Source organism: Streptomyces sp. NPDC030862 (genome assembly GCF_055571835.1).
The window spans coordinates 312,086-333,745 of record NZ_JBVIEN010000011.1 but is presented as its reverse complement, the minus strand read 5'-3'; the positions used below and the strand labels follow the sequence as shown (position 1 = coordinate 333,745).

The 21,660-nt window shown below is 71.6% G+C and carries 19 protein-coding genes; 10 read left to right on the top strand and 9 right to left on the bottom strand.

Annotation, left to right across the window (positions count from 1 at the left end; genetic code table 11):
- The first annotated feature begins 312 nt into the window (after positions 1 to 312).
- Positions 313 to 3,024 carry a pyruvate, phosphate dikinase gene (gene ppdK, locus ACZ42X_RS28725; protein ID WP_468295870.1) on the top strand — a complete coding sequence of 904 codons (2,712 nt, stop codon included), beginning with the start codon at positions 313 to 315 and terminating at the stop codon, positions 3,022 to 3,024.
- A gap of 675 nt (positions 3,025 to 3,699) precedes the next feature.
- Entirely contained in the window at positions 3,700 to 4,755 is a 1,056-nt protein-coding gene (locus ACZ42X_RS28720) for an ArsR/SmtB family transcription factor (protein ID WP_468295868.1), read from the top strand.
- Here the strand turns inward: ACZ42X_RS28720 and ACZ42X_RS28715 are convergent.
- Positions 4,725 to 5,885 (bottom strand): alkaline phosphatase PhoX, encoded by a 1,161-nt coding sequence (locus ACZ42X_RS28715; protein ID WP_468295865.1) that lies wholly within the window; start codon positions 5,883 to 5,885, stop codon positions 4,725 to 4,727. The two genes, ACZ42X_RS28720 and ACZ42X_RS28715, sit on opposite strands and share 31 nt — an antisense overlap.
- Before the next feature lie 272 nt (positions 5,886 to 6,157).
- Positions 6,158 to 6,742, bottom strand: coding sequence for an SRPBCC family protein (locus ACZ42X_RS28710; protein ID WP_468295863.1), 585 nt, complete (start codon positions 6,740 to 6,742; stop codon positions 6,158 to 6,160).
- Between the two features lie 169 nt (positions 6,743 to 6,911).
- On the opposite strand from ACZ42X_RS28710, the gene ACZ42X_RS28705 reads away from it, so the two are divergent.
- Positions 6,912 to 7,316 carry a VOC family protein gene (locus ACZ42X_RS28705; RefSeq protein ID WP_361413796.1) on the top strand — a complete coding sequence of 135 codons (405 nt, stop codon included), beginning with the start codon at positions 6,912 to 6,914 and terminating at the stop codon, positions 7,314 to 7,316.
- Positions 7,317 to 7,332: 16 nt separating this feature from the next.
- Here the strand turns inward: ACZ42X_RS28705 and ACZ42X_RS28700 are convergent, their stop codons facing one another.
- The 5 genes from ACZ42X_RS28700 to ACZ42X_RS28680 form a co-directional block, all read right to left on the bottom strand.
- The gene (locus tag ACZ42X_RS28700; protein WP_468295860.1) at positions 7,333 to 8,091 is read right to left on the bottom strand and encodes an SDR family NAD(P)-dependent oxidoreductase; all 759 of its coding nucleotides are present in this window, start codon (positions 8,089 to 8,091) and stop codon (positions 7,333 to 7,335) included.
- Positions 8,092 to 8,227: 136 nt separating this feature from the next.
- A complete protein-coding gene (locus tag ACZ42X_RS28695) occupies positions 8,228 to 8,812 on the bottom strand; it encodes a TetR/AcrR family transcriptional regulator (protein ID WP_468295857.1) in 585 nt (194 codons plus the stop codon).
- Between the two features lie 33 nt (positions 8,813 to 8,845).
- Positions 8,846 to 9,187, bottom strand: coding sequence for a nitrite reductase small subunit NirD (nirD, locus tag ACZ42X_RS28690; protein WP_468295855.1), 342 nt, complete (start codon positions 9,185 to 9,187; stop codon positions 8,846 to 8,848).
- Entirely contained in the window at positions 9,184 to 11,703 is a 2,520-nt protein-coding gene (gene nirB, locus ACZ42X_RS28685; protein ID WP_468295852.1) for a nitrite reductase large subunit NirB, read from the bottom strand. The genes nirD and nirB overlap by 4 nt, the downstream gene beginning before the upstream one ends.
- A 1-nt stretch (position 11,704) precedes the next feature.
- Positions 11,705 to 12,886 carry an NAD(P)/FAD-dependent oxidoreductase gene (locus ACZ42X_RS28680; protein ID WP_468295850.1) on the bottom strand — a complete coding sequence of 394 codons (1,182 nt, stop codon included), beginning with the start codon at positions 12,884 to 12,886 and terminating at the stop codon, positions 11,705 to 11,707.
- Between the two features lie 186 nt (positions 12,887 to 13,072).
- Between ACZ42X_RS28680 and ACZ42X_RS28675 the strand changes: the two genes are divergently transcribed.
- From ACZ42X_RS28675 to ACZ42X_RS28660, 4 genes are all read left to right on the top strand, one after another.
- Complete coding sequence (locus tag ACZ42X_RS28675) at positions 13,073 to 13,855, top strand: sulfite exporter TauE/SafE family protein (RefSeq protein WP_468295848.1); 783 nt, start codon at positions 13,073 to 13,075, stop codon at positions 13,853 to 13,855.
- Positions 13,856 to 13,999: 144 nt separating this feature from the next.
- Positions 14,000 to 14,401 (top strand): VOC family protein, encoded by a 402-nt coding sequence (locus ACZ42X_RS28670; RefSeq protein WP_468295846.1) that lies wholly within the window; start codon positions 14,000 to 14,002, stop codon positions 14,399 to 14,401.
- Positions 14,398 to 14,892, top strand: a complete 495-nt coding sequence (locus ACZ42X_RS28665) for an anthrone oxygenase family protein (protein WP_468295843.1) — start codon at positions 14,398 to 14,400, stop codon at positions 14,890 to 14,892. Before ACZ42X_RS28670 ends, ACZ42X_RS28665 begins: the two co-directional genes overlap by 4 nt.
- Positions 14,893 to 15,045: 153 nt before the next feature.
- Complete coding sequence (locus ACZ42X_RS28660) at positions 15,046 to 15,636, top strand: dihydrofolate reductase family protein (RefSeq protein WP_468295840.1); 591 nt, start codon at positions 15,046 to 15,048, stop codon at positions 15,634 to 15,636.
- On the opposite strand, the gene ACZ42X_RS28655 is transcribed toward ACZ42X_RS28660, so the two are convergent.
- Both ACZ42X_RS28655 and ACZ42X_RS28650 read right to left on the bottom strand, forming a co-directional pair.
- Positions 15,620 to 16,312 carry a class F sortase gene (locus tag ACZ42X_RS28655; protein ID WP_468295837.1) on the bottom strand — a complete coding sequence of 231 codons (693 nt, stop codon included), beginning with the start codon at positions 16,310 to 16,312 and terminating at the stop codon, positions 15,620 to 15,622. The genes ACZ42X_RS28660 and ACZ42X_RS28655 overlap by 17 nt on opposite strands.
- Positions 16,313 to 16,412: 100 nt before the next feature.
- Positions 16,413 to 17,075: a hypothetical protein gene (locus ACZ42X_RS28650; protein WP_468295834.1), complete on the bottom strand. Its 663-nt coding sequence runs from the start codon at positions 17,073 to 17,075 to the stop codon at positions 16,413 to 16,415.
- A gap of 247 nt (positions 17,076 to 17,322) precedes the next feature.
- Between ACZ42X_RS28650 and ACZ42X_RS28645 the strand changes: the two genes are divergently transcribed.
- The 3 genes from ACZ42X_RS28645 (at position 17,323) to ACZ42X_RS28635 (ending at position 21,646) form a co-directional block, all read left to right on the top strand.
- Positions 17,323 to 17,916 (top strand): NADPH-dependent FMN reductase, encoded by a 594-nt coding sequence (locus ACZ42X_RS28645; RefSeq protein ID WP_468295832.1) that lies wholly within the window; start codon positions 17,323 to 17,325, stop codon positions 17,914 to 17,916.
- 14 nt (positions 17,917 to 17,930) lie between these two features.
- Entirely contained in the window at positions 17,931 to 19,664 is a 1,734-nt protein-coding gene (locus ACZ42X_RS28640) for an ABC transporter ATP-binding protein (protein WP_468295970.1), read from the top strand.
- Positions 19,665 to 19,840: 176 nt separating this feature from the next.
- A complete protein-coding gene (locus tag ACZ42X_RS28635) occupies positions 19,841 to 21,646 on the top strand; it encodes an ABC transporter ATP-binding protein (RefSeq protein WP_468295967.1) in 1,806 nt (601 codons plus the stop codon).
- Positions 21,647 to 21,660 lie beyond the last annotated feature (14 nt).

The window sequence follows — 21,660 nt, the reverse complement described above, 5'->3', positions numbered from 1 at the left end:
CAGATGAGCGCATGCGCAGCGACTGTACTTTTCAAAGGGTGGCACCCAGTGCCATCCTTCTTGTGTTCAAGAGTTGAACTCATTTGGCACACGACTCGCTCATGTGAGCACTTAAGCCCAGGTTTTGGTCAACCGGCATTCAGGTGTTGAAGGATTAACCCCTCACCTCGTTACTGGCGAGTTGCCTGCGATCTGCTGGCGGACGGGTGGTTAAGGCCGCATGACGGGTAAGTGGACGTACCCAGAAGCCTTCGATCTGGGTATGTTCCTCGCCGTCAGGGCAGCCACCGAGTCCTCGAGGAGTCGAGACCCGTGTCGGAAATCAAAGATCAGAAGTTCGTGTACGACTTCACCGAGGGCAACAAGGACCTCAAGGACCTGCTCGGCGGAAAAGGTGCCAACCTCGCCGAGATGACCAACCTTGGTCTCCCCGTCCCTCCGGGCTTCACCATCACCACCGAGGCCTGCAAGGTGTACCTCGAGAGCGGCGACGAGCCGGTCGAGCTGAGGGACGAGGTCACCGCGCACCTCGACGCGCTCGAGAAGAAGATGGGCAAGAAGCTCGGCCAGGCCGACAACCCCCTCCTCGTCTCGGTCCGCTCCGGCGCGAAGTTCTCGATGCCCGGCATGATGGACACCGTCCTCAACATCGGACTCTCAGACAAGTCCGTCGAGGGCCTCGCCAAGCAGGCCGGCGACGAGCGCTTCGCGTGGGACTCGTACCGCCGTCTGATCCAGATGTTCGGCAAGACCGTCCTCGGCGTGGACGGCGAGCTCTTCGAGGAAGCCCTCGAAGAGGCCAAGGCCGCCAAGAAGATCACCGTCGACACCGACCTCGACGCGGGCGACCTGAAGAAGCTGGTCAAGCAGTTCAAGAAGATCGTCAAGGCCGAGGCCGGGCGCGACTTCCCGCAGGACCCGCGTGAGCAGATGGACCTCGCCATCAAGGCCGTCTTCGACTCCTGGAACGGCGACCGCGCGAAGCTGTACCGCCGCCAGGAGCGCATCCCGCACGACCTCGGCACCGCGGTCAACGTCTGCTCCATGGTCTTCGGCAACCTCGGCCCCGACTCCGGCACCGGTGTCGCCTTCACCCGCGACCCCGCCTCCGGCCACCAGGGCGTCTACGGCGACTACCTCCAGAACGCCCAGGGCGAGGACGTCGTCGCCGGTATCCGCAACACCGTGCCGCTGGCCGACCTCGAGTCGATCGACAAGAAGTCGTACGACCAGCTGATGCAGATCATGGAGACGCTGGAGAACCACTACAAGGATCTCTGCGACATCGAGTTCACCATCGAGCGCGGCCAGCTGTGGATGCTCCAGACCCGTGTCGGCAAGCGCACCGCCGGTGCCGCCTTCCGCATCGCGACGCAGCTCGTCGACCAGGGCCTCATCGACGAGGCCGAGGCGCTTCAGCGCGTCAACGGCGCCCAGCTCGCGCAGCTGATGTTCCCGCGCTTCGACGAGAAGGCCGAGGTGCAGCAGGTCGGCCGCGGCATCGCCGCCTCCCCGGGCGCGGCCGTCGGCAAGGCCGTCTTCGACTCGTACACCGCCGTCAAGTGGTCCCGGTCCGGCGAGAAGGTCATCCTCATCCGCCGTGAGACCAACCCGGATGACCTGGACGGCATGATCGCCGCCGAGGGCATCCTCACCTCGCGCGGCGGCAAGACCTCCCACGCGGCCGTCGTCGCCCGCGGCATGGGCAAGACCTGTGTCTGCGGCGCCGAGGAGCTCGAGGTCGACACCAAGCGCCGCCGCATGACCGTGCCCGGCGGGCACGTGGTCGAGGAGGGCGACGTCGTCTCCATCGACGGCTCCACCGGCAAGGTGTACCTCGGTGAGGTCCCGGTCGTGCCGTCGCCGGTCGTCGAGTACTTCGAGGGCCGCATGCACGCGGGCGCCGACGACGCCGACGAGCTGGTCCAGGCCGTGCACCGGATCATGGCGTACGCGGACCGAGTACGCCGGCTGCGCGTACGCGCCAACGCCGACAACGCCGAGGACGCGCTGCGCGCCCGCCGCTTCGGCGCGCAGGGCATCGGCCTGTGCCGCACCGAGCACATGTTCCTCGGTGAGCGCCGCGAGTACGTCGAGCGCCTGATCCTCGCCGACACGGACGCCGAGCGCGAGGACGCCCTCAAGGCCCTGCTGCCGCTGCAGAAGCAGGACTTCGTCGAGCTGTTCGAGGCGATGGACGGCCTGCCGGTCACGGTCCGCCTCCTCGACCCGCCGCTGCACGAGTTCCTGCCCGACATCACCGAGCTGTCGGTGCGCGTCGCCCTCGCCGAGGCCCGCAAGGAGCCGCACGAGAACGAGCTGCGCCTGCTCCAGGCCGTGCACCGGCTGCACGAGCAGAACCCGATGCTGGGCCTGCGCGGCGTACGCCTCGGCCTGGTCATCCCCGGCCTGTTCACCATGCAGGTGCGGGCCATCGCCGAGGCCGCGGCCCAGCGCATCGAGGCGAAGGGCGACCCGCGCGCGGAGATCATGATCCCGCTCGTCGGCACCGTGCAGGAGCTGGAGCTCGTCCGCGACGAGGCCGAGCAGGTCATCGCCGAGGTGCAGGCCCAGACCGGCGTCGAGCTGAAGCTCGCGCTCGGCACGATGATCGAGCTGCCGCGCGCCGCGGTGACCGCCGGTCAGATCGCCGAGTGCGCGGAGTTCTTCTCCTTCGGTACGAACGACCTCACCCAGACCGTGTGGGGCTTCTCCCGCGACGACGTGGAGGCGAGCTTCTTCACGGCGTACCTGGAGAAGGGCATCTTCGGCGTCAGCCCGTTCGAGACCATCGACAAGGACGGCGTCGGCGCGCTCGTGCGCAGCGCGGTCGAGTCCGGCCGCGCCACCCGCCCCGACATCAAGCTCGGTGTCTGCGGTGAGCACGGCGGCGACCCCGAGTCGGTGCACTTCTTCCACGAGGTGGGTCTCGACTACGTCTCCTGCTCGCCCTTCCGGATCCCGGTGGCGCGCCTGGAGGCGGGCCGCGCGGCAGCGCAGTCGTCGGGCAGCGACAGCCGCTGACGCCCAGCCGTGCCCGGCCGCTGAGCCGAGCCGTGCCCGGCCGCTGAGCCGAGCCGTGCCCGGCCCTGACGCCGGGCCTCGCCCGGCCGCTGAGGCCGGGTCCTGTCCGACCGTCCCCTGGCCCCGCCCGGCCCGGACGGTCGGGCTCCGAGTCACCGGAGCCGCCGTTGGTCCCCGACCCTCACCGATCGGCGGCGGCTCCGGGTTGCAAGAGAGACGGGGCGGACACCTTGTGCGGAGGTGTCCGCCCCGTCGTATTTCGTCCGGGTATTTCGTTCAGGTGCCGATGTGCATTCCCGTGGCGTTACGGGCGGTTGAATTCCGGGCTGTTGAAGAGCGGACTTCAGGTGCCCGCTCGAATTGCGCCATTCGCCCCGCAAACAATGGGCGGAGCGCGGCCACCGGATCCCCACCCGCCGACCGCGCCCCATTACCCCTGCCGGACAGGAGAGCCGCAACCTGTCAGGACCGCCGCCGGACGCGAGAAGCCCCCCACGGTCTTCACCACGTCACCTCGGTCCTGACGGTTTCCCGTCCGACGCCGTACAGCTTTTCGGTTTACACCCTGCCTCCGCGATGCGTTTCAACTGTGGCTGAAATGCCGTGGTGACGTCCTGTGATGGCGTGCATACTCAGTGGTGGGGGGTGATTGCGGATGCAACAGGTGGGGGTTCAGTGCTGCGTATACATTTCACCGGGGCCGACCTTGCCGGGGTTCGGATGGCGGCCCGGCCGGATGTGTTGTGGGAAACCGTCCTCAGCTTTCACCGATTGCGGGACCGGCGCGGTGCCCTCGTCTACGGAGAATGGCGCTCGGAAACCCGCACGCGGTTGAACGGTGAAACACGGTTGCTGGGGGCACTCGTCCCGCAGCGGGGCTATTTCCCGGACTTCCTGACGCCCCCCGAGGGGCTCGGCGGCCTCGACACGGCTCTGGAGGCCGTACGGGAGACCCCGCCCACCCGGATCGGCACCGAGCTGGCCCTGCTCGCCGCCTCACGGCCCGGCGCGGCGCCGCTGCCCGGTTGGGCCGCCGGACTCCGGGAGGGCCGTCCCGAGCCGTTCAGCCGGCTGCTGGGGGCGCTGCGCGGCTACCACCGCGCGGCCATCGAGCCCTACTGGACGTACATCCAGTCCCGCGTGGAGGCCGACCGCGCCGTGCGCGGCCGGGCGCTGCTCGACGGCGGCGCCGACGAGCTGCTGGCCTCCCTGCCGCCGACGCTGCGCTGGCGCTCGCCCGTGCTGGAGGCGGACTACCCGGTCGACCGGGACCTGCACCTCGACGGGCGGGGGCTGCTGCTGCAGCCGTCGTTCTTCTGCCGAGGCACCCCGGTCGTCTACCGCGACCCGGAGCTGCCGCCCGTGCTGGTGTACCCGGTGACGCACTCCGACGCCCCGGCGGCCGGCGAGCCGGCCGGCGGCGGCGCCGCGTCGTCCTCACTCGGCCGGCTCGTCGGGCACACCCGCTCCGCCGTCCTCAAGGCCATCGGCCACGGCGGCACGACCAGCGAACTGGCCCGCCGGGCCGGGGTGTCGCTCGCCTCCGCCAGCCAGCACGCGGGCGTGCTCCGCGAGGCGGGCCTGGTGGTCACGCTGCGCCAGGGCAGCTCCGTCCTGCACACACTGACACCCCTGGGCGCCGCCCTCCTGCACGGCGGCGCCCAGTACGGCCGGATCCCGCATCAGCAGCGGCGGCGGAGTTACGCCCGGAACGGGCCCGTCACCTCGTAGGTGATGCCGCCCGACGAGCTGCCCGTCGTACCGCGCTGGCTGGAGAAGTACAGCCGCTTGCCGTCCGGCGAGAAGGCCGGCCCGCAGATCTCCGAACCGGACTGGCCCTCGATGCGCAGGAACGGCGCCACGACGTCGTCCGGCGTGACGACGCAGATGTCCATCGAGCCGCCGTCCTCCGCGATGTACAGGTCGCCGGAGGACGCGCCGGTGACGTTGTCCACGCCGGTCAGCGGGGCGGTGCCGCTGCTGACGAGCGAGTCGTCGTAGGCCAGCTCGTAGGTGTTGGTGGTGAGGTTCAGCTGCCACAGGCGGTTGTCGCCCTTGGTGGTGAACCAGACGGTGTCGTTGGCGTAGTAGCAGCCCTCGCCGCCGTTGAACTTCTTCGCGCCGGACACCTGGCTGCGGGTGGCGGTGGGGGAGCCGTCCGGGTCGGGGACGTTCTGCCAGGTGAAGGAGCCGGAGGTGGCCGTGGACGCCACCAGCACCTGGAGGGTGCCGGAGGACAGGTTGCCCCAGGTGGAGGGGATGAAGCGGTAGAAGCAGCCGTCCGACTTGTCCTCGGTCAGGTAGATCACCCTGCGGACCGGGTCGGCGGCCGCGGCCTCGTGGTTGAAGCGGCCCATGGCGGGGTGGCGGACGGCCGCCTTCACGCCCCAGGGGTCGGTCTCGTAGACGTACCCCGTGTCCACCTCCTCGCAGGACAGCCAGGTGTTCCACGGCGTCGCGCCGCCCGCGCAGTTGCGGTTGGTGTTGGAGAGGATGCGGTACGCGCCGGTGATGGCGCCGGTCGCGGAGAACTTGATCGCGCTCGCGCCGCCCGTGGAGGAGATCTCGGAGTTGGAGACGTAGATCCAGCCCGTGCCGTCGGCGAAACAGGCGCCGCCGTCGGGCGCGTTGTGCCAGGTGTACGAGGTGGAGCCGACCTTCTGGCCGGAGCGGGCTATCACCCGGCTGGTGAAGCCGCTGGGCAGCCGGATGCCGTTGGCGTCCGCCGCGCCGAGCGCCCCGTACGGGCCCGGGCCCGGCTGTGCGGGCGCCGCGTAGGCCGCGCCGCGCATCAGGGTGAAGCCGAAGGCGGCGGCCGAGCCGCCGATGACCGCTCCGCGCAGGAAACTGCGACGTTCCACTTGTCACTCCAGGAGGGGGTGTGAGCCTGCCGCGCGGCCGGACGGCCGGCGGGGTCGCGCGCTTGGAGGAACCTAGAACTCCGGCATGGGTCCTGCATTGACGGTGCATCAACAACCGGTGAAGGGGAAGCGGCGGACGGCCGAGCCGGTGGTCGACTTCCGGCCTTTTACGGTCGAGCTCGGTCCCGCTTGTGCGCACTCGATCGAAGTCGGTCGGAGGTGGTCGGAGTTGGTCGGGGGGCGCGGTGGGGCTCGACCGGTGTCGCCCGGCCTCAGCTCTCCAGGAGTCGCTTCAGCTCCGCCAGCCGCTCCCGCCAGAAGCTCCTGTACGCGGCGACCGCGTCCGCGTCCGGCAGCTTCGTGTGGCCCAGGCCGATCTGCGTCCCGCCCTCGCCCTTCGGGGTCAGGCGGACCGCGACACGGCTCGTCGCGCCGCCCCAGTCGGCGGTCAGCGACCGGCCCGGGCGGTGCATCCGCAGCACGAAGTCCCCCTCCGGGACGTCCGGAAGCCAGCGCCGGCGCAGCTCCGGGTCGGCGAACGCCTCGGAGACCTGCTCCGGCGGGACGCCCACCGTCTTGCTGACGGACACCTGCCAGTCGCCCGTGCTGGACTGGCCGACCTCCCGCAGGCCCCGCTCCTGCTCGTACCCGACGGTGATCGACTGGGCGTGCCAGCCCGGCACCCCGTACGCCTCGACGAGGTGGCGGGCGATCTCGGTGTGGGAGCGCCCGGTCGCGGCGCCCCAGGCGTCGAGCAGGGTGAACCAGCCGTCCCAGTCCTTGCCGGTGGCGGCGGCCAGGGCGTCGCCCGACAGCTTCTGTGTGATCCGCCGGCCCGGGGAGCTCGCGGGGCTCATGAGGCCGACGCTAGGTGGGGGTGCGCGGGCCCGCAAGGTGAGGGAGATTTTTTTCGAGAGGTGTTCCGAGGGAGCGATGAGTTTCCGAGGAGTGCCGGGTCTACCCCTTCGACAGCACACGGCGCCACGCCAAACGCCGCACGGCAACCGCACCGAACGGATGGATGACATGCCTCAGATGATCTTCGTGAACCTGCCCGTCAAGGACCTGGAGGTCTCCAAGGCCTTCTGGGGCAAGCTCGGCTACTCCTTCAACGAGCAGTTCACCGACGAGAACGCCGCCTGCCTGGTGTTCAGCGACACCATCTTCGCGATGCTCCTCACCGAGCAGCGCTTCAAGGACTTCACGAAGAAGGAGATCGCCGACGCGCGGACGTCGACGGAGGCGATCATCGCGCTGAGCGCCGACAGCCGGGAGAAGGTGGACGAGCTGGCCGACGCCGCCCTGGCGGCCGGTGGCTCCCCGGCCAACGACCCCCAGGACTACGGCATGATGTACGGCCGCTCCTTCCAGGACCCCGACCACCACCTGTGGGAGGTCATGTGGATGGACCCGTCGGCCGTCCAGGGCTGAGACGCGGGTCGGTCCGTTACGCCGCCGCGCCGCCGTCCACGACCAGATCGGTGCCGACCGTCGATCCCGCGTCCGGTGAGGCCAGGTACAGCACCGCCGCGGCGACCTCCTCGGCGGATGTCAGCCGGCCGAGCGGCGTGGTGAACCTGGCCGCGCGCTCCTCGTGCGTCTCGCCCGGCAGCAGGGACATCGGGGCGTCCGAGGCGCCGGGGCTGACCAGGTTGATCCGGATGCCGTCCCCGATGTGGTCCAGGGCGGCGGCGCGGGTCAGCGCGGTGACCGCCGCCTTGCCGGCCGCGTACCCGCCCATGCCGGACAGGCGGACGTGCGCGCCCAGGGTCGAGCCGACATTGACGATCGCCCCGCCGCCGTTCGCCCGCATGTGGGCGATCTCGGCCTGGAGCGCGTACAGCACTCCGGTGACGTTGATGTCGAGCATCGCCTGCCAGTCCGCCGGGTCGAGGTCGCCGACCGGGTTGCCCTCGCCGCGCAGCACGGCGGCGTTGTTGACCGCCACGTCCAGCCCGCCGAAGCGCTCGACGGTACGCCGCACCAGGGTGCGTACGTCGTCGGCGCGGCTCACGTCGGCGGTGAAGGCGGCCGCCGTGCCGCCCTCCTTCTCGATCAGGGCGACGGTCTCGTCGAGGGTCGCGGCGGTGCGCCCGGCCACGGCGACCGAGGCGCCCTCGGCGGCGAAGGCGAGCGCGATGGCCCGGCCGAGGCCGGAGCCCGCGCCGGTGACGAGGGCGGTGGTGCCGGTGAAGCGTGCGGACATGATCGTCCCCTCCATTAATTTTTGACCGAACGTTCCAATTTGAGGGCGGAAAGGAGGGGTGCCCGTGCCTCGAGCACCCCTCGTCGAGCCGTTGTGGTCCGTGTGTTGTGGTCCGTGCGTTGTGGTCGGTGTGTGGTCAGTCCAGCAGCGTCAGGGCCTGCTCGGCCGCGTCGCGCACCCGTGCGGGATCACCGGACGCCTTGCCCACGACGCGCAGACCCTGCATCAGCACCAGCAGCATCCGGGCCAGCGCACGCGGATCGCGGTCGGCCGCCAGCTCCCCCTGGGCCCGCGCCCGGGCCAGCGCGGAGTGCAGCATCGTCTCGATGTGCTCCCAGCCGATCTCCACCCGGCGGGCCATCGCCGGGTCGTGCGGCGCCATCTCGGCCGCCGTGTTGGTGAACAGGCAGCCGGTGAGCCGTTGGTCACCCGAGGACGCCTCGGCGGCGAACCGCCGCACCACCGCCCGTACGGCCGGAAGGGCCGGACCAGGCCGGGACAGCTCGTCCATCAGGTTCGGCTCGCGGGTCTCGGCGTACCGGTCCATGACCTTCAGGTACAGCTCGTGCTTGTTGCCGAAGGTCGCGTAGATGCTGGCGCGGCCGATGCCGAGGCGGTCCACGAGGTCCGCCATCGACGTCGCCTCGTAGCCGCGCTCCCAGAACAGCTCGAGGGCTGCCTGGAGCGCGGCGTCCGGATCGAATTCCTTGGTCCTGGCCACGGACAGGACCCTAGATCAAACTGGAACGTACGGTCAAGAAACCGGGGCCAGTTCCCGCGTACGCACCGGGAAGACGGCCACCGCGACCTCCTCGTCGTCCAGGCACCGCCCCGTCTCCAGGTCGAAGCGCTGCTTCAGCAGCGGCGACGCCACGAACGGCCGCCCGCCCGCCGAGCCGAGGAGCCCGCGCGCCAGCACCTGGGCGCCGGTGAAGGGGTCGCGGTTGTCGATCGCGTACCAGCGGCCCGCCCGGTCCTGGAACAGCGCCACCTGGCGTCCGTCGGGCAGCAGCGCCGCCATGCCGCGCCCCGGGGTCAGCGCCGAGGCCTCGCAGATCGGCAGCCAGGCGTCGTCGTAGGAGAGTTCGAGCATCATCGGGCGGAAGCTCCTTCCAGGGGTTCCAGCGTCAGGATCGTCAGGTCGGGCTTGATCTGGCCGCGCTCCGGTACGAACTTCACCGACGGGTCCGGCGCGTCCGGGGCGTTGACGAAGGAGACGAACCGGCGCAGCCGCTCGGGGTCGTTCAGGGTCTCGGCCCACTCGTCGTGGTAGCTCGCGACGTGCGCGGCCATCTGCGCCTCCAGCTCGTCGCAGAGGCCGAGCCTGTCGTGCACGATCACGTCGCGGAGGTGGTCGAGGCCGCCCTCCAGCCGCTCCAGCCAGGTCGCGGTGCGCTCCAGCCGGTCGGCGGTGCGGATGTAGAACATCAGGAACCGGTCGATCAGCCGGATCAGCTCCGCGTCCGACAGGTCCTGGGCGAGCAGGTCCGCGTGGCGGGGCGTGGCGCCGCCGTTGCCGCCGACGTACAGGTTCCAGCCGTTGGCGGTGGCGATCACGCCGAAGTCCTTCGACTGGGCCTCGGCGCACTCGCGCGCGCAGCCGGAGACGGCGGACTTGAGCTTGTGCGGGGCGCGCAGGCCCCGGTAGCGCAGCTCCAGGTCGATGGCCATCTTCACGGAGTCCTGCACGCCGTAGCGGCACCAGGTCTGGCCCACGCACGACTTCACCGTGCGCAGCGACTTGCCGTACGCGTGCCCCGACTCGAAGCCCGCGTCCACCAGCCGCGCCCAGATCGCCGGCAGCTGGTCGACCCGGGCGCCGAACAGGTCGATCCGCTGACCGCCCGTGATTTTGGTGTAGAGGCCGAAGTCGCGGGCCACCTCGCCGATCACGATCAGCTTCTCGGGGGTGATCTCCCCGCCCGGGATGCGCGGCACGATCGAGTACGAGCCGTTGCGCTGCATGTTCGCCAGGAAGTGGTCGTTGGTGTCCTGGAGCGCGGCCCGCTCGCCGTCGAGGATGTACTCGTTGTGCAGGCTCGCCAGGATCGACGCGACGGCCGGCTTGCAGATCTCGCAGCCCTCGCCGCCGCGCGCCTCCTCCCGCCCGTGCGAGTCGAGGAGCTGCCCGTACGACGTGAAGCGCATGGTCCGGACGATCTCGAACAGCTCGCTGCGGGTGTAGGAGAAGCAGCCGCACATACCGCTGTCGGCGGGCTTCGGCAGCAGCTGCTGGATCACCTTCACGCAGCTGCCGCAGCCCGTGCCCGCCTTGGTGCACTTCTTCACCTCGGGCAGCGAGGAACAGGCACAGATGGCGCCCTTGGTGACGTTGTGGCAGGAGCAGATGATCGCGTCGTCGGGGAGGGCGGACGGGCCGAGCGTCACCGGCGCCCCCGCGCCCGCCGGCAGCACCAGCTGCTCGGGCGCGACGGGCGGCTTGGTGCCGGTCATCGGCCGCAGCATGCCGTACGACTCGGCGTCGCCGACGAGCACGCCGCCGAGGAGCACGCCGTCCGCGTCCACGACGAGCTTCTTGTAGACGCCGGCGCGCGAGTCGGAGTACACGACGTCGAGGCAGCCCTCGGCCGTGCCGTGCGCGTCGCCGAAGGAGGCCACGTCCACGCCGAGCAGCTTCAGCTTGGTGGAGGTGTCGGCGCCGGTGAACGCCGGGCCCTGCTCGTCGGCGATCGTGGCGGCCGCCGTCAGCGCCATCTCGTAGCCGGGTGCCACCAGCCCGTACACCCGGCCGTCGGCCGCGAGGGCGCACTCGCCGATCGCGTACACCGCCGGGTCCGACGTACGGCACCGCTCGTCGACGGCGATGCCGCCGCGCTCGCCGACCGCCAGGCCGCAGTCGCGTGCCAGCTGGTCCCGGGGGCGTACGCCCGCCGAGAAGACCACCAGGTCGGTGCCGATCGTGGAGCCGTCCGACAGCGCCATGCCGGTCACCGAGCCGTCCTCCGTGAGGACCTCCTGCGTACCGGTTCCGGTGTGGACGATGAGGCCCATGTTCTCGATGGTGCGCAGCAGGGCCGCACCGCCGCCCTCGTCCACCTGCACCGGCATCAGGCGCGGCGCGAACTCCACGATGTGCGTCTCCAGGCCCAGGCCCTTGAGCGCGCCCGCCGCCTCCAGACCGAGCAGCCCGCCGCCGACCACCGCGCCGGTCCGCGCCGTCTTCGCGTACTCCTCGATGGCGAGGAGGTCCTCGATCGTGCGGTAGACGAAGCAGCCGGTCGCGTCCTTGCCCGGAACGGGCGGCACGAAGGGGTACGAGCCCGTCGCCAGGACGAGCGTGTCGTACGCGATCACGCGGCCGGCGCGGGAGGTGACCGTGCGCGCCTCGCGGTCGACGGTCTCGGCCGGGTCGTCCAGGTGCAGCTCGATGCCGTGCCGCGCCATGAAGCCGTCCTCGACCATGGAGAGGTCGTCGGGCGTCCTGCCGTCGAAGTACGAGGTGAGCCGGACCCGGTCGTACGCGGGGCGCGGCTCCTCGCAGAAGACGACGATCCGGGCCCGCTCGGTGACGCCCCGCTCGGCGAGGGCCTCCAGGAAGCGCTGGCCGACCATGCCGTGGCCGATGAGGACGATGGTGGGCTGGTGGGCCATGTTATGAGCCTCCGTCATGGGTGAGCAGGTGGAGCAGGGGCGCTTCCGGCAGGGCCTCATCGCCCTCCCAGGCCCGGGCGAGCGCCCCGACCGCGCCGAGATCGCCGAGCAGGACCCCGCCGACGAGCCGGTCGCCGCGGACGACGACCTTCCGGTACGCGCCGCTGGTCGCGTCGGCCAGCCGCACGGTGTCGTCACCGGGCAGCGGCGTCGCCTCGCCGAACGCCGCCAGTTCGAGGGCGTCCATGCTGAGCCGGGTCAGCGCGCGGGTGCCGCGGTAGGCGCCGGTGCCGTGCAGGAGGACGTCCGCGAGGACGTCGGCCTGCTCCAGCGCGGCGCCGGCCAGGCCGTAGAGCCGGCCGTCGTGCTCGGCGCAGTCCCCGACGGCGTGGATGTACGGGTCGGAGGTGCGCAGCTGGTCGTCCACGACGATGCCGCGCCGGACGTCGAGCCCCGCCTCCAGGGCGAGCCCGACGCGCGGCCGTACGCCGCAGGCGATGACGACGACGTCCGCGTCGAGCACGAAGCCGTCGGCGAGTTCGACGGCCTCGACGGCGCCGTCCTCGCACCGCAGGCCGCGGACGCGGCACTCGGTGTGGACCTCCACGCCCAGGTCGGCCTCCAGATGACGGCGCAGCAGCCGCGCGGCCTCCGCGTCCAGCTGGCGCTCCATCAGGTGCTCGCCCTGCTGGGCCAGCACCACCTCGGCGCCCCGGGCGGCCAGCGCGCGGGCCGCCGACACGCCCAGCAGGCCGCCGCCGATCACCACCGCCCGGGCCCCGGGGCCGACCACCGCGTCCAGCGCCATGCAGTCGTCGAGGGTGCGGAAGGCGTGCACCCCGGAAGGCAGCCGGTCGCCGCCGAGGCCGCGCAGCGGCGGGAGCACCGGGTTCGAGCCGGTGGCCAGCACCAGCCGGTCGTACGCGAACGCCTCGCCGCCCGCGCAGTGCACCACCCGCGCGGCGCGGTCGACGGCGGTCACCCGCACCTCGTGCCGCGCCCCCTCCTCGCGCGCCGCGGGCAGGGTGATGACCTCGGGCCCGTACCGCCCGGCGAGGACGTCCGCGAGCAGCACCCTGTTGTACGGGGGGTGCGGCTCCTCGCCGAGCAGGGTGACGGGCAGCCGCTCGGCGAGGCGTGCGCCCGCCGTGCCTCCGCCGACCACCACGATCCGTGAACTCATGCTCAGCAGCGTGCGTCGGCGGTGTTTCCCGGCCGCATCCCGTTTGTTTCGCGCGCGGAAAGCTGACCTCAGCGGGTGGGGGCGGGGGCGGTGAGGGAGGTGGGGGAGAGTGGGTGACCTCAGAGGTACCTCAAGTCTCACGCATTCATGGACGGGGCACCTATCCCGTCCCCTAGGGTCATGGTCATGCCCGACATATCGCTGACCACCCTGGTCTTCCTCTGTGCGGCCGCTCTCGTGGCGGGCTGGATCGACGCCGTGGTGGGTGGTGGCGGTCTGCTGCTCCTGCCCGCGCTGCTCCTCGGAGTCCCGCACGTGCCGGCCCCCCAGGTCCTCGGTACCAACAAGGCGGTGGCCATCGTCGGCACGACGGGTGCGGCCGTGACGTACGTCCGCCGGGCGCCGGTGCGGGTGTCGGTGCGGACGGCGGTACGGGTCGGGCTGGCGGCCCTCGCCGGCTCCATGGGCGGGGCGTTCTTCGCCGACGGGATCGACGACGAGGCCCTGCGGCCGGTGATCATGGTGGTGCTGCTGGGGGTGGCGGCGTTCGTGATGCTGCGGCCGTCGTTCGGGACCGTCGGGGACAGGGGCCCGGTGACCCGCGCCCGCGTCGTGACGGCGATCGTGCTCGTCGGCGGCGGGATCGGCTTCTACGACGGGCTGTTCGGTCCGGGGACGGGGACGTTCCTGGTGCTGGCGCTCACCGCCGTGCTCCATCTGGACCTGGTGACCGCGTCCGCGACCGCGAAGATCGTCAACGTGTGCACCAACGCGGGCGCGCTGGCGATGTTCGCGTACCAGGGGAACGTGCTGTGGCGGCTGGCCGCCGTCATGGCGGTGTTCAACCTGGCGGGCGGCATGCTGGGCGCGCGGACGGCGCTCAGCAAGGGCGCGGGCTTCGTGCGCGGGGTGCTGCTGGTCGTCGTCTTCTCGTTGGTGGCCAAGCTCGCGTTCGATCAGTGGTACTGAGCAGGACGCCGGAGGTAAATTTACTTCCGTAGCAAATTTATGTTGACGTGCCGCATGCGGCTGATCTAAGTTTACGTCCGTCGCAATTTTGCGGGTGACGGGGGCGCGGCTCGCTCCTCCGTCCGCTTCGAGCAAAGGACCCCCGTGCAGATCACCGCATCCACCGTCTCGCTCACCGTCGACGACGTCGCCGCATCCTCTGCCTTCTTCACCGCACACCTCGGATACGAGGAGCGGATGGCCGCCGACGGCTTCGCCTCGCTCGGCCGCCCCGACGCCGCGGCCGACGTCGTCCTGCTGCGCCGCGGCACCGAGGTCCTGCCCGCCGACCAGCGCGACCGGCACGCCGGCGGGCTGATCCTCGCGTTCACCCTTGACGGTGGCATCGCGGAGGAGGAGGCCAGGCTCCGGGCCGAGGGCGTCGAGATCACCATGCCGTTGCGCGAAGAGCCGTGGGGCGAGCGGCTCTTCCAGATCACCGACCCCAACGGCGTGGTCGTCCAGTTCGTGGAGTGGGCCGCGGCGACCGAAGAAGGTGGCGTATGAGAGTGCTCCAGACCGTCGCCCTGACGACGTCCACGCTCGCGGCCGGGCTGATGGCAGGGCTGTTCGCGGCTTTCGCCTACGCCGTGATGCCCGGTCTGGCGCGCTCGGACGACCACGCGTTCGTCCAGGTCATGCAGAACATCAACCGGGCCATCATCAACGCCTGGTTCCTGATCCCCTTCCTGCTGCCGCTGCCCCTGCTGATCCTCGCGGCCTTCCTCGCCGGGGGCGGGCCGAACGCAGGCGCCGTCCGCCTCTGGGTCATCGCGGCGCTCGTGCTGTACGCCGCCGCGTTCTTCGTCACCGGGACGCAGAACGTCCCCCTCAACGAGGCACTCGACAAGGTGGCCGCCCTCGCCACCGACCACGACCGACTCGCCGCCGCCCGCGCCGCGTTCGAGGAGGCGTGGGTCAGGTGGAACACCGTACGAGCCGTCCTGCACACCGCGGCCTTCGGCTGCACGGCCTGGGCCCTGCACCTGCACGGCTGACCGAACCGCCTCCTGCCGCCCCGGGCCCCGCCGCCGCCGTTTGCTCCCCGCCGCCGTTTGCCCCCACCGCCGTCTCCTCCGTCGGCATCTGCTTCGTCGGCTTCCGTTTCAGCGCCATCCAATCCACCGACGTCCGCTCCACGAAGGGTCTCCATGCGCAAGCTCGTCTACTACATCGCCTCCACCCTCGACGGCTTCATCGCCGGCCCCGACGGTACCGACCCCACGGGCCCCGACGGTTTCTGGCCGATCACGCCGGACTACATCCAGCACATGTCCGCCACCTACCCCGAGACCCTCCCCGGCCCGGCCCGCGAGGCGCTGGGCATCACGGCCGAGGGCACGCACTTCGACACCGTCCTCGAAGGCCGCAAGAGTTACGAGATCGGCCTGGCGGCCGGAGTCCCGGACGCCTACCCGCACCTGCGCCACCTCGTCTTCTCCACCACCCTCACCGAGGTGCCGGCCCCGGCCGTGGAACTCGTCGCCGGCGACCCCGCCGCGAAGGTCCGAGAGCTGAAGCAGGAGAGCGGCGGCAAGGACATCTGGCTGATCGGCGGGGCGGGGTTGGCCGGTGCCCTCTACCCCGAGATCGACCGGCTGATCGTCAAGCTCAGCCCCCTCACCATCGGCAACGGCATCCCGCTGTTCTCCCGCGACACCGCGTTCGACCCGCGGGGCTGGAAGCTCACCGACCACACCGCACTGGAGAGCGGCGCCTTCTTCCTCACCTACGACCGATGAGGTGCGCGTACGCGACCACGTTGCCCTGGTAGCCGGTCCTCGCGTCGAACTCGCCCCCGCAGGTGATCAGGCGGAGTTCGGCGCGGTGGGCGGCGCCGTAGACCTTGTGGTCGGGGAAGTCGTCGTTGTCGTACACCTCGACCGCGTCGACCGCGAAGACGGCGGTGCGGCCGTCGAGGCGGGTGACCTCGACGCGGTGGCCCTTCCTGAGCGCCCCGAGGGCGTAGAAGACGGCGGGGCCGTCGGCGTTGTCGACGTGACCGGCGATGATCGCGGTGCCGATGGCCCCGGGCGGGGTGCCGTGCTGGAACCAGCCGGCGATGTTCGGGTCGCCGACGGGCGGGACCTCCAGGCTGCGGTCGGGGGCGAGGCCCAGGCGCATGACGGGCGCGTCGACGTCGATGTCGGGGATGCGGACGCGGACGGGTGGGGAGGGCGGCAGGGGGCCGGCGGCCTCGGTGTGCTGGTGCGGGCCGCCGGCGGCGAAGGCTTCGGCGGCGGAGGGCGCGGGCGGCGTGACGTCGGCGGAGCCGTTCTGGACGAGCCACACGCCGACGACGGCGGCGATCACCACCGCCCATCCCTTGCCGCTGCGGCTCCCGCTGCCGTAGCCGGAGCCGGAGCCGTAGCCATGGCTGCAGCCGCCGCTGCTGCTGCCGCTGCCGCCTGCGCTCATGGGGCTTTCCCGCCTCCTGTGCCGTGCGTGCCCGTGGTGCTCCCCGCCCGCACCGCGGCCTCGGGGCGCGCGCGGCGGGGGCGGGGAGCGGAGCGGCGGGTCAGCGGCCCTGCGCGCCGCTCGCCCGGCGGCGCAGGAGCCAGACCCCGCCGACGGCGGCCGCGGCCAGGACGGCCGCACCCGCCGCGATCTGGGCGGTGTCGGGGCCGACGCTGCCCCCGACACCGGTCTTGACGGGTCCGCTCGGAACGTGGCCGGCGCCGCTGGCGTGCCCCTGTTCCTGCGCCTGCTCCCGCGGCTGTTCCGGCAGCTGCACCGGCGGCTGCTCCTGCGCGTGGCCGCCGGTCTCCTTGCCGCCGACGTCGGTCGTCCCGCCCGTGCCGCTGGTGCCGCCGCCGGCGGCGTGCGTGACGGTCAGGTCGCCGGTGGCCGTCTTGCCGTTCTGGCACGCCGCGCTGATGGCGTACGTGCCCGGCTTGGCGTGCGCGGGCACCCGGAACTGCCCGATCACCACCTCTTGGTGGGTGCCGGGCTCCAGCTTGAACTCGCCTGCGCCCAGGGAGCCCGCGTCGCCGACGCCCTTGCCGTTCTTGCCGCAGGCGGTGGTGTTGACGGTGACGGTCTGGCCCGGTGCGGCGCTCGACGGGTAGACCTCCAGCCGCCCGAGGTCCCCGGCGTACGCGGTCGGCGAGGCCACGGCGATGCCGCCGAGCGAGGCGACCGCCAGCACGGTACCGGTCAGCGGGCGGATGGTGGTGCGCATGAGGGGTCCTCCGAGCGCGAGGGGCGGTGTCCTAGTCCCATGGGTAAGGCCGCGACCCCCGCGCCCGCATGCCGATGACCGCTCGATTACCGGTCGCCGCGCCGGCTTCGTACGGGCGTTTCCGCAGGTCGGGACGGTACCGGGGGGTCAGGAGGCGCGGCCCGCGCCGCGCGCACCGAACGGGTGACCCCGACCGGCGAAAGAGGGGCTTGACCTCAAGTTTGGTTGAGGTAGGAGGCTCCTCGGCATGGACATCACCAACGCCACGCCGCTGAAGCTCGCCGTCGTCATCGCCAGCAACCGTGAGGGCCGCTTCGGGCCCGTCATCGCCGACTGGTTCCTTTCCCGGACCGCCGAGCGCGACGACTTCACCGTCGATGTCGTCGACCTCGCCGCCACCGACCTGCCCACCGCCCTCTCCCGCGAACCCGGCCCGGCGGCCCGCGCCGCACTCGCCGAGGTCAGCCCCAAGCTCGCCGACGCCGACGCGTTCGTCGTCCTCACCCCCGAGTACAACCACTCCTTCCCCGCCGCCCTCAAGAGCCTCATCGACTGGCACTTCACCGAGTGGCAGGCCAAGCCCGTCGGCTTCATCTCCTACGGCGGCATGTCCGGCGGCCTGCGCGCCGTCGAGCAACTGCGCCAGGTCTTCGCCGAGATGCACGCCGTCACGATCCGCGACACCGTCTCCTTCCACAACGCCCACGGCCACTTCGACGAGACCGGCCGGCACAAGGACCCCACCGGCCCCGACGCCGCCGCGAAGACGATGCTCGACCAGCTCGCCTGGTGGGCCCACGCCCTGCGCGACGCCAAGTCCGTCCGCCCCTACGCCGGCTGAGGCGCGCCCCCATGGTGCTGACCCGACTGCTGCGCGCCCGTCTGCGCCCGTACCGGCGGACGATCGCGCTGCTCGTCCTCCTCCAGCTGACCCAGTCCCTCGCCACCCTCTACCTGCCCACCCTCAACGCCGACATCGTCAACAACGGCGTCCTGCGCGGCGAGACCGACCGCATCCTGTCCACCGGCGGGGTCATGCTCGCCGTCACCCTGCTCCAGGTCGCGGCCGCGGCCGCCGCCGTGTACTGCGCCGCCCGCATCGCCATGGGCGTCGGCCGCGACCTGCGGTCCGCCGTCTTCCGCCGCGTACAGGACTTCTCCGTACGGGAGATGGGGCGCTTCGGCGCCTCGTCCCTGATCACCCGCACCACCAACGACGTCACGCAGGTGCAGACCTTCACCGTCCTCGCCCTCACCCTGCTCGTCGCCGCGCCCCTGATGTCCCTCGGCGGCATCGCGCTGGCCGTCGGCCAGGACGTACCGCTCGCGCTGCTCCTGCTCCTCTTCGTACCGCTGCTCGGCGGCTCCGTCGGGCTCATCGTCCGCCGCCTGCCGCCGCTGTTCCGCACCCTGCAGGAGCGGCTGGACACGGTGAACCGGGTGTTGCGCGAGCAGATCACCGGCATCCGCGTCATCCGCGCCTTCGTCCGCGACCGGCACGAGCAGTACCGCTTCGCCGGCGCCAACGCGGAGCTGATGAACGTCGCGCTGCGCGCCGGGCGGCTCATGGCGCTGATGTTCCCGACGGTGCTGCTGGTCTGGGAGGCGGCCACCGTGGCCGTCATCTGGTTCGGCGGGCTGCGGCTCGACTCCGGCTCGCTGCAGGCGGGTTCGCTGATCGCCTTCCTCGGCTACCTGATGCAGATCCTGATGGCCGTGATGATGACGATGTTCCTGATGATGCAGCTGCCACGCGCCGAGGTCAGCGCCGAACGCATCCAGGAGGTGCTCGCCACCGCCCCGTCCGTCGCCCCGCCCCTCGCACCCGTCCACGCGCTGCGCGGCCCCGCCCATCTCGACATCCGCGCGGCCGACTTCAGCTACCCGGGCGCCGAGGAACCGGTGCTGCGCGGCGTGGACCTGGTCGCCCGGCCGGGCCGTACCACCGCCGTCATCGGCTCCACCGGCAGCGGCAAGAGCACCCTGCTCAACCTGGTGCCCCGGCTCTTCGACGCGACCGGCGGCGAAGTCCGCGTCGGCGGCGTCGACGTCCGCGACCTGGAGCCCGAGGCGCTGGCGCGGACGGTCGGGCTCGTACCGCAGAAGCCGTACCTCTTCTCGGGCACGATCGCGACGAACCTGCGGTACGGCGATCCGGACGCGACGGACGAAGAGCTGTGGCACGCGCTGGAGGTCGCGCAGGCCGCCGACTTCGTACGGGAGCTGGGGGAAGGGCTGGACGCCCCGGTCTCCCAGGGTGGCACCAACCTCTCCGGCGGACAGCGCCAGCGCCTCGCCATCGCCCGCGTGCTCGTCACCCGGCCGGCCGTCTACCTCTTCGACGACTCGTTCTCGGCGCTGGACTACGCCACGGACGCGCGGCTGCGGGCGGCGCTGGCGGCCGAGACGGCGGACGCGACGGTGGTGATCGTGGCCCAGCGGGTGTCGACCATCCGCGACGCCGACCGGATCGTCGTCCTCGACGAGGGCCGCGTCGTCGGCGCCGGCACCCATGAGGTGCTGCTGCGGGACAACCACACGTACCGGGAGATCGTGCTCTCCCAGCTGACCGAGGAGGAAGCCGCGTGAACGCGGAGGAGAAGCCGACGCCCGAGGGGCGTGCCGCGCACCGGGCGCCGGGCGGCCAACCCGGCAGCGTCGGACAGGGTGGAAGAGTCGACCGGGCCGGCAGAGCCGGCCAAGGCGGCCACGAGGTGCGGGCCGCACCCGAGCGGCGGGGCCCCGTCGTCCAGCGGGGGCCCGGCATGGTGGCCACGCCGTCCCTCGAACGCTCGCTGGACTTCCGCCGCTCCGGGCTCCGGCTGCTGCGCACCCTCGCCCCCGAGCGCCGCCTCGTCCTCGGGGTCCTCGCCGCCGGCACCGCCGCCGTCGCGCTCGCCGTCACGGCGCCCAGGATCCTGGGTTACGCCACCGACCTGGTCGTGGCCGGCGCGGCGAGTCCCGCCGGCGTGGACTTCCGGGCCGTGGGCGAGGTCCTCGCCCTCGCCGTCGGCGTCATCGCCGCCTCCTCCGCCCTCACCTGGGTGCAGATGCGCCTCGCCATGACCGCCGTCCAGCGGACCGGCCACCGGCTGCGCGAGCTGGCTCAGGCGAAGCTGGCGCGGCTGCCGCTCGCGTACTTCGACAAGCAGCCGCGCGGCGAGATCCTCAGCCGGGCCACCAACGACATCGACAACATCACCCAGACCATGCAGCAGGCCTTCAGCCAGATGGTGCGCGCGCTGCTCACCCTCGTCGGCGTGCTGGCGATGATGTTCTGGATCTCGCCCCTGCTCGCGCTCATCGCACTCGCGACCGTTCCCGTCTCCGTGGTGGTCGCCACCCTCATCGGCAAGCGCGCCCAGCCGCAGTTCGTCCGCCAGTGGGCCGTCACCGGCAAGCTCAACGCCCACGTCGAGGAGGCGTACACCGGCCACGCCGAGGTGCTGCTCTTCGGCCGCAAACGGCAGGCCGTCGAGGCCTTCGACGAGCTCGGCGAGCAGCTGTACGCGTCGAGCTTCCGCGCCCAGTTCATGTCGGGGCTCATCCAGCCCGCCACCGCCTTCGTCGGCAACCTCAACTACGTCCTCATCGCGGTCGTCGGCGGACTGCGCGTGGCGTCCGGGACGCTGTCGATCGGCGACGTACAGGCCTTCGTCCAGTACTCGTACGAGTTCAACGGCCCGATCTCGCAGGTCGCGGCCATGGCCAACCTCCTCCAGTCCGGGGTGGCGTCGGCCGAGCGGGTCTTCGACCTGCTGGACGCGGAGGAGGAGCGCGAGGACGAGGTGAGCACCCCGGCGCCGGCGGCCCCCACCCGCGAGCGCGGCAAGGCCGGGAGGGTCTCCTTCGAGAAGGTCGCCTTCCGGTACGAGCCGGGCAAGCCGCTCATCGAGGACCTGTCGCTGACCGTCGAGCCCGGCCAGACCGTCGCCATCGTCGGCCCGACCGGCGCCGGGAAGACCACGCTCGTCAACCTGCTCATGCGCTTCTACGAGACGACCGCGGGCCGCATCCTGCTCGACGGTGTCGACGTATCGACGACGTCCCGGCGCGAACTGCGGTCCGGTATCGGCATGGTGCTCCAGGACACGTGGCTCTTCGGCGGCACGATCGCCGACAACATCGCGTACGGCGTGCCGGGCGAGGTGCCACGCGAGCGGATCGTCGAGGCGGCCATGGCCACGCACGCGGACCGCTTCATCCGGACCCTGCCCGACGGCTACGACACCGTCGTCGACGAGGAGGGTGCGAACCTCAGCGCCGGCGAGAAGCAGCTCCTCACCATCGCCCGGGCGTTCCTCACCGAGCCGTCCATCCTCGTCCTCGACGAGGCCACCAGCTCCGTCGACACCCGCACCGAGCTCCTCATCCAGCGCGCGATGGCGTCGCTGCGGGCGGGCCGGACGTCGTTCGTGATCGCGCACCGGCTCTCCACCATCCGGGACGCGGACGTGATCCTGGTGATGGAGGCGGGCCGCATCGTGGAGCAGGGCACGCACGAGGAGCTCCTCGCGTCCGGGGGTGCGTACGCTCGGCTGTACGCGGCGCAGTTCGCCGCCGCCGTATGACCACCGTGGAGGAG

Excerpts from the sequence above, each read along its gene's own strand:
- ACZ42X_RS28710 (WP_468295863.1), bottom strand. The coding sequence starts at position 6,742 with ATGAGCCCCGCGAGCTCCCCGGGCCGGCGGATCACACAGAAGCTGTCG.
- ACZ42X_RS28705 (WP_361413796.1), top strand. The coding sequence starts at position 6,912 with ATGCCTCAGATGATCTTCGTGAACCTGCCCGTCAAGGACCTGGAGGTC.
- ACZ42X_RS28700 (WP_468295860.1), bottom strand. The coding sequence starts at position 8,091 with ATGTCCGCACGCTTCACCGGCACCACCGCCCTCGTCACCGGCGCGGGC.
- nirD (WP_468295855.1), bottom strand. The coding sequence starts at position 9,187 with ATGATGCTCGAACTCTCCTACGACGACGCCTGGCTGCCGATCTGCGAG.
- nirB (WP_468295852.1), bottom strand. The coding sequence starts at position 11,703 with ATGGCCCACCAGCCCACCATCGTCCTCATCGGCCACGGCATGGTCGGC.
- ACZ42X_RS28680 (WP_468295850.1), bottom strand. The coding sequence starts at position 12,886 with ATGAGTTCACGGATCGTGGTGGTCGGCGGAGGCACGGCGGGCGCACGC.
- ACZ42X_RS28675 (WP_468295848.1), top strand. The coding sequence starts at position 13,073 with ATGCCCGACATATCGCTGACCACCCTGGTCTTCCTCTGTGCGGCCGCT.
- ACZ42X_RS28665 (WP_468295843.1), top strand. The coding sequence starts at position 14,398 with ATGAGAGTGCTCCAGACCGTCGCCCTGACGACGTCCACGCTCGCGGCC.
- ACZ42X_RS28660 (WP_468295840.1), top strand. The coding sequence starts at position 15,046 with ATGCGCAAGCTCGTCTACTACATCGCCTCCACCCTCGACGGCTTCATC.
- ACZ42X_RS28655 (WP_468295837.1), bottom strand. The coding sequence starts at position 16,312 with ATGAGCGCAGGCGGCAGCGGCAGCAGCAGCGGCGGCTGCAGCCATGGC.
- ACZ42X_RS28650 (WP_468295834.1), bottom strand. The coding sequence starts at position 17,075 with ATGCGCACCACCATCCGCCCGCTGACCGGTACCGTGCTGGCGGTCGCC.
- ACZ42X_RS28645 (WP_468295832.1), top strand. The coding sequence starts at position 17,323 with ATGGACATCACCAACGCCACGCCGCTGAAGCTCGCCGTCGTCATCGCC.
- ACZ42X_RS28635 (WP_468295967.1), top strand. The coding sequence starts at position 19,841 with ATGGTGGCCACGCCGTCCCTCGAACGCTCGCTGGACTTCCGCCGCTCC.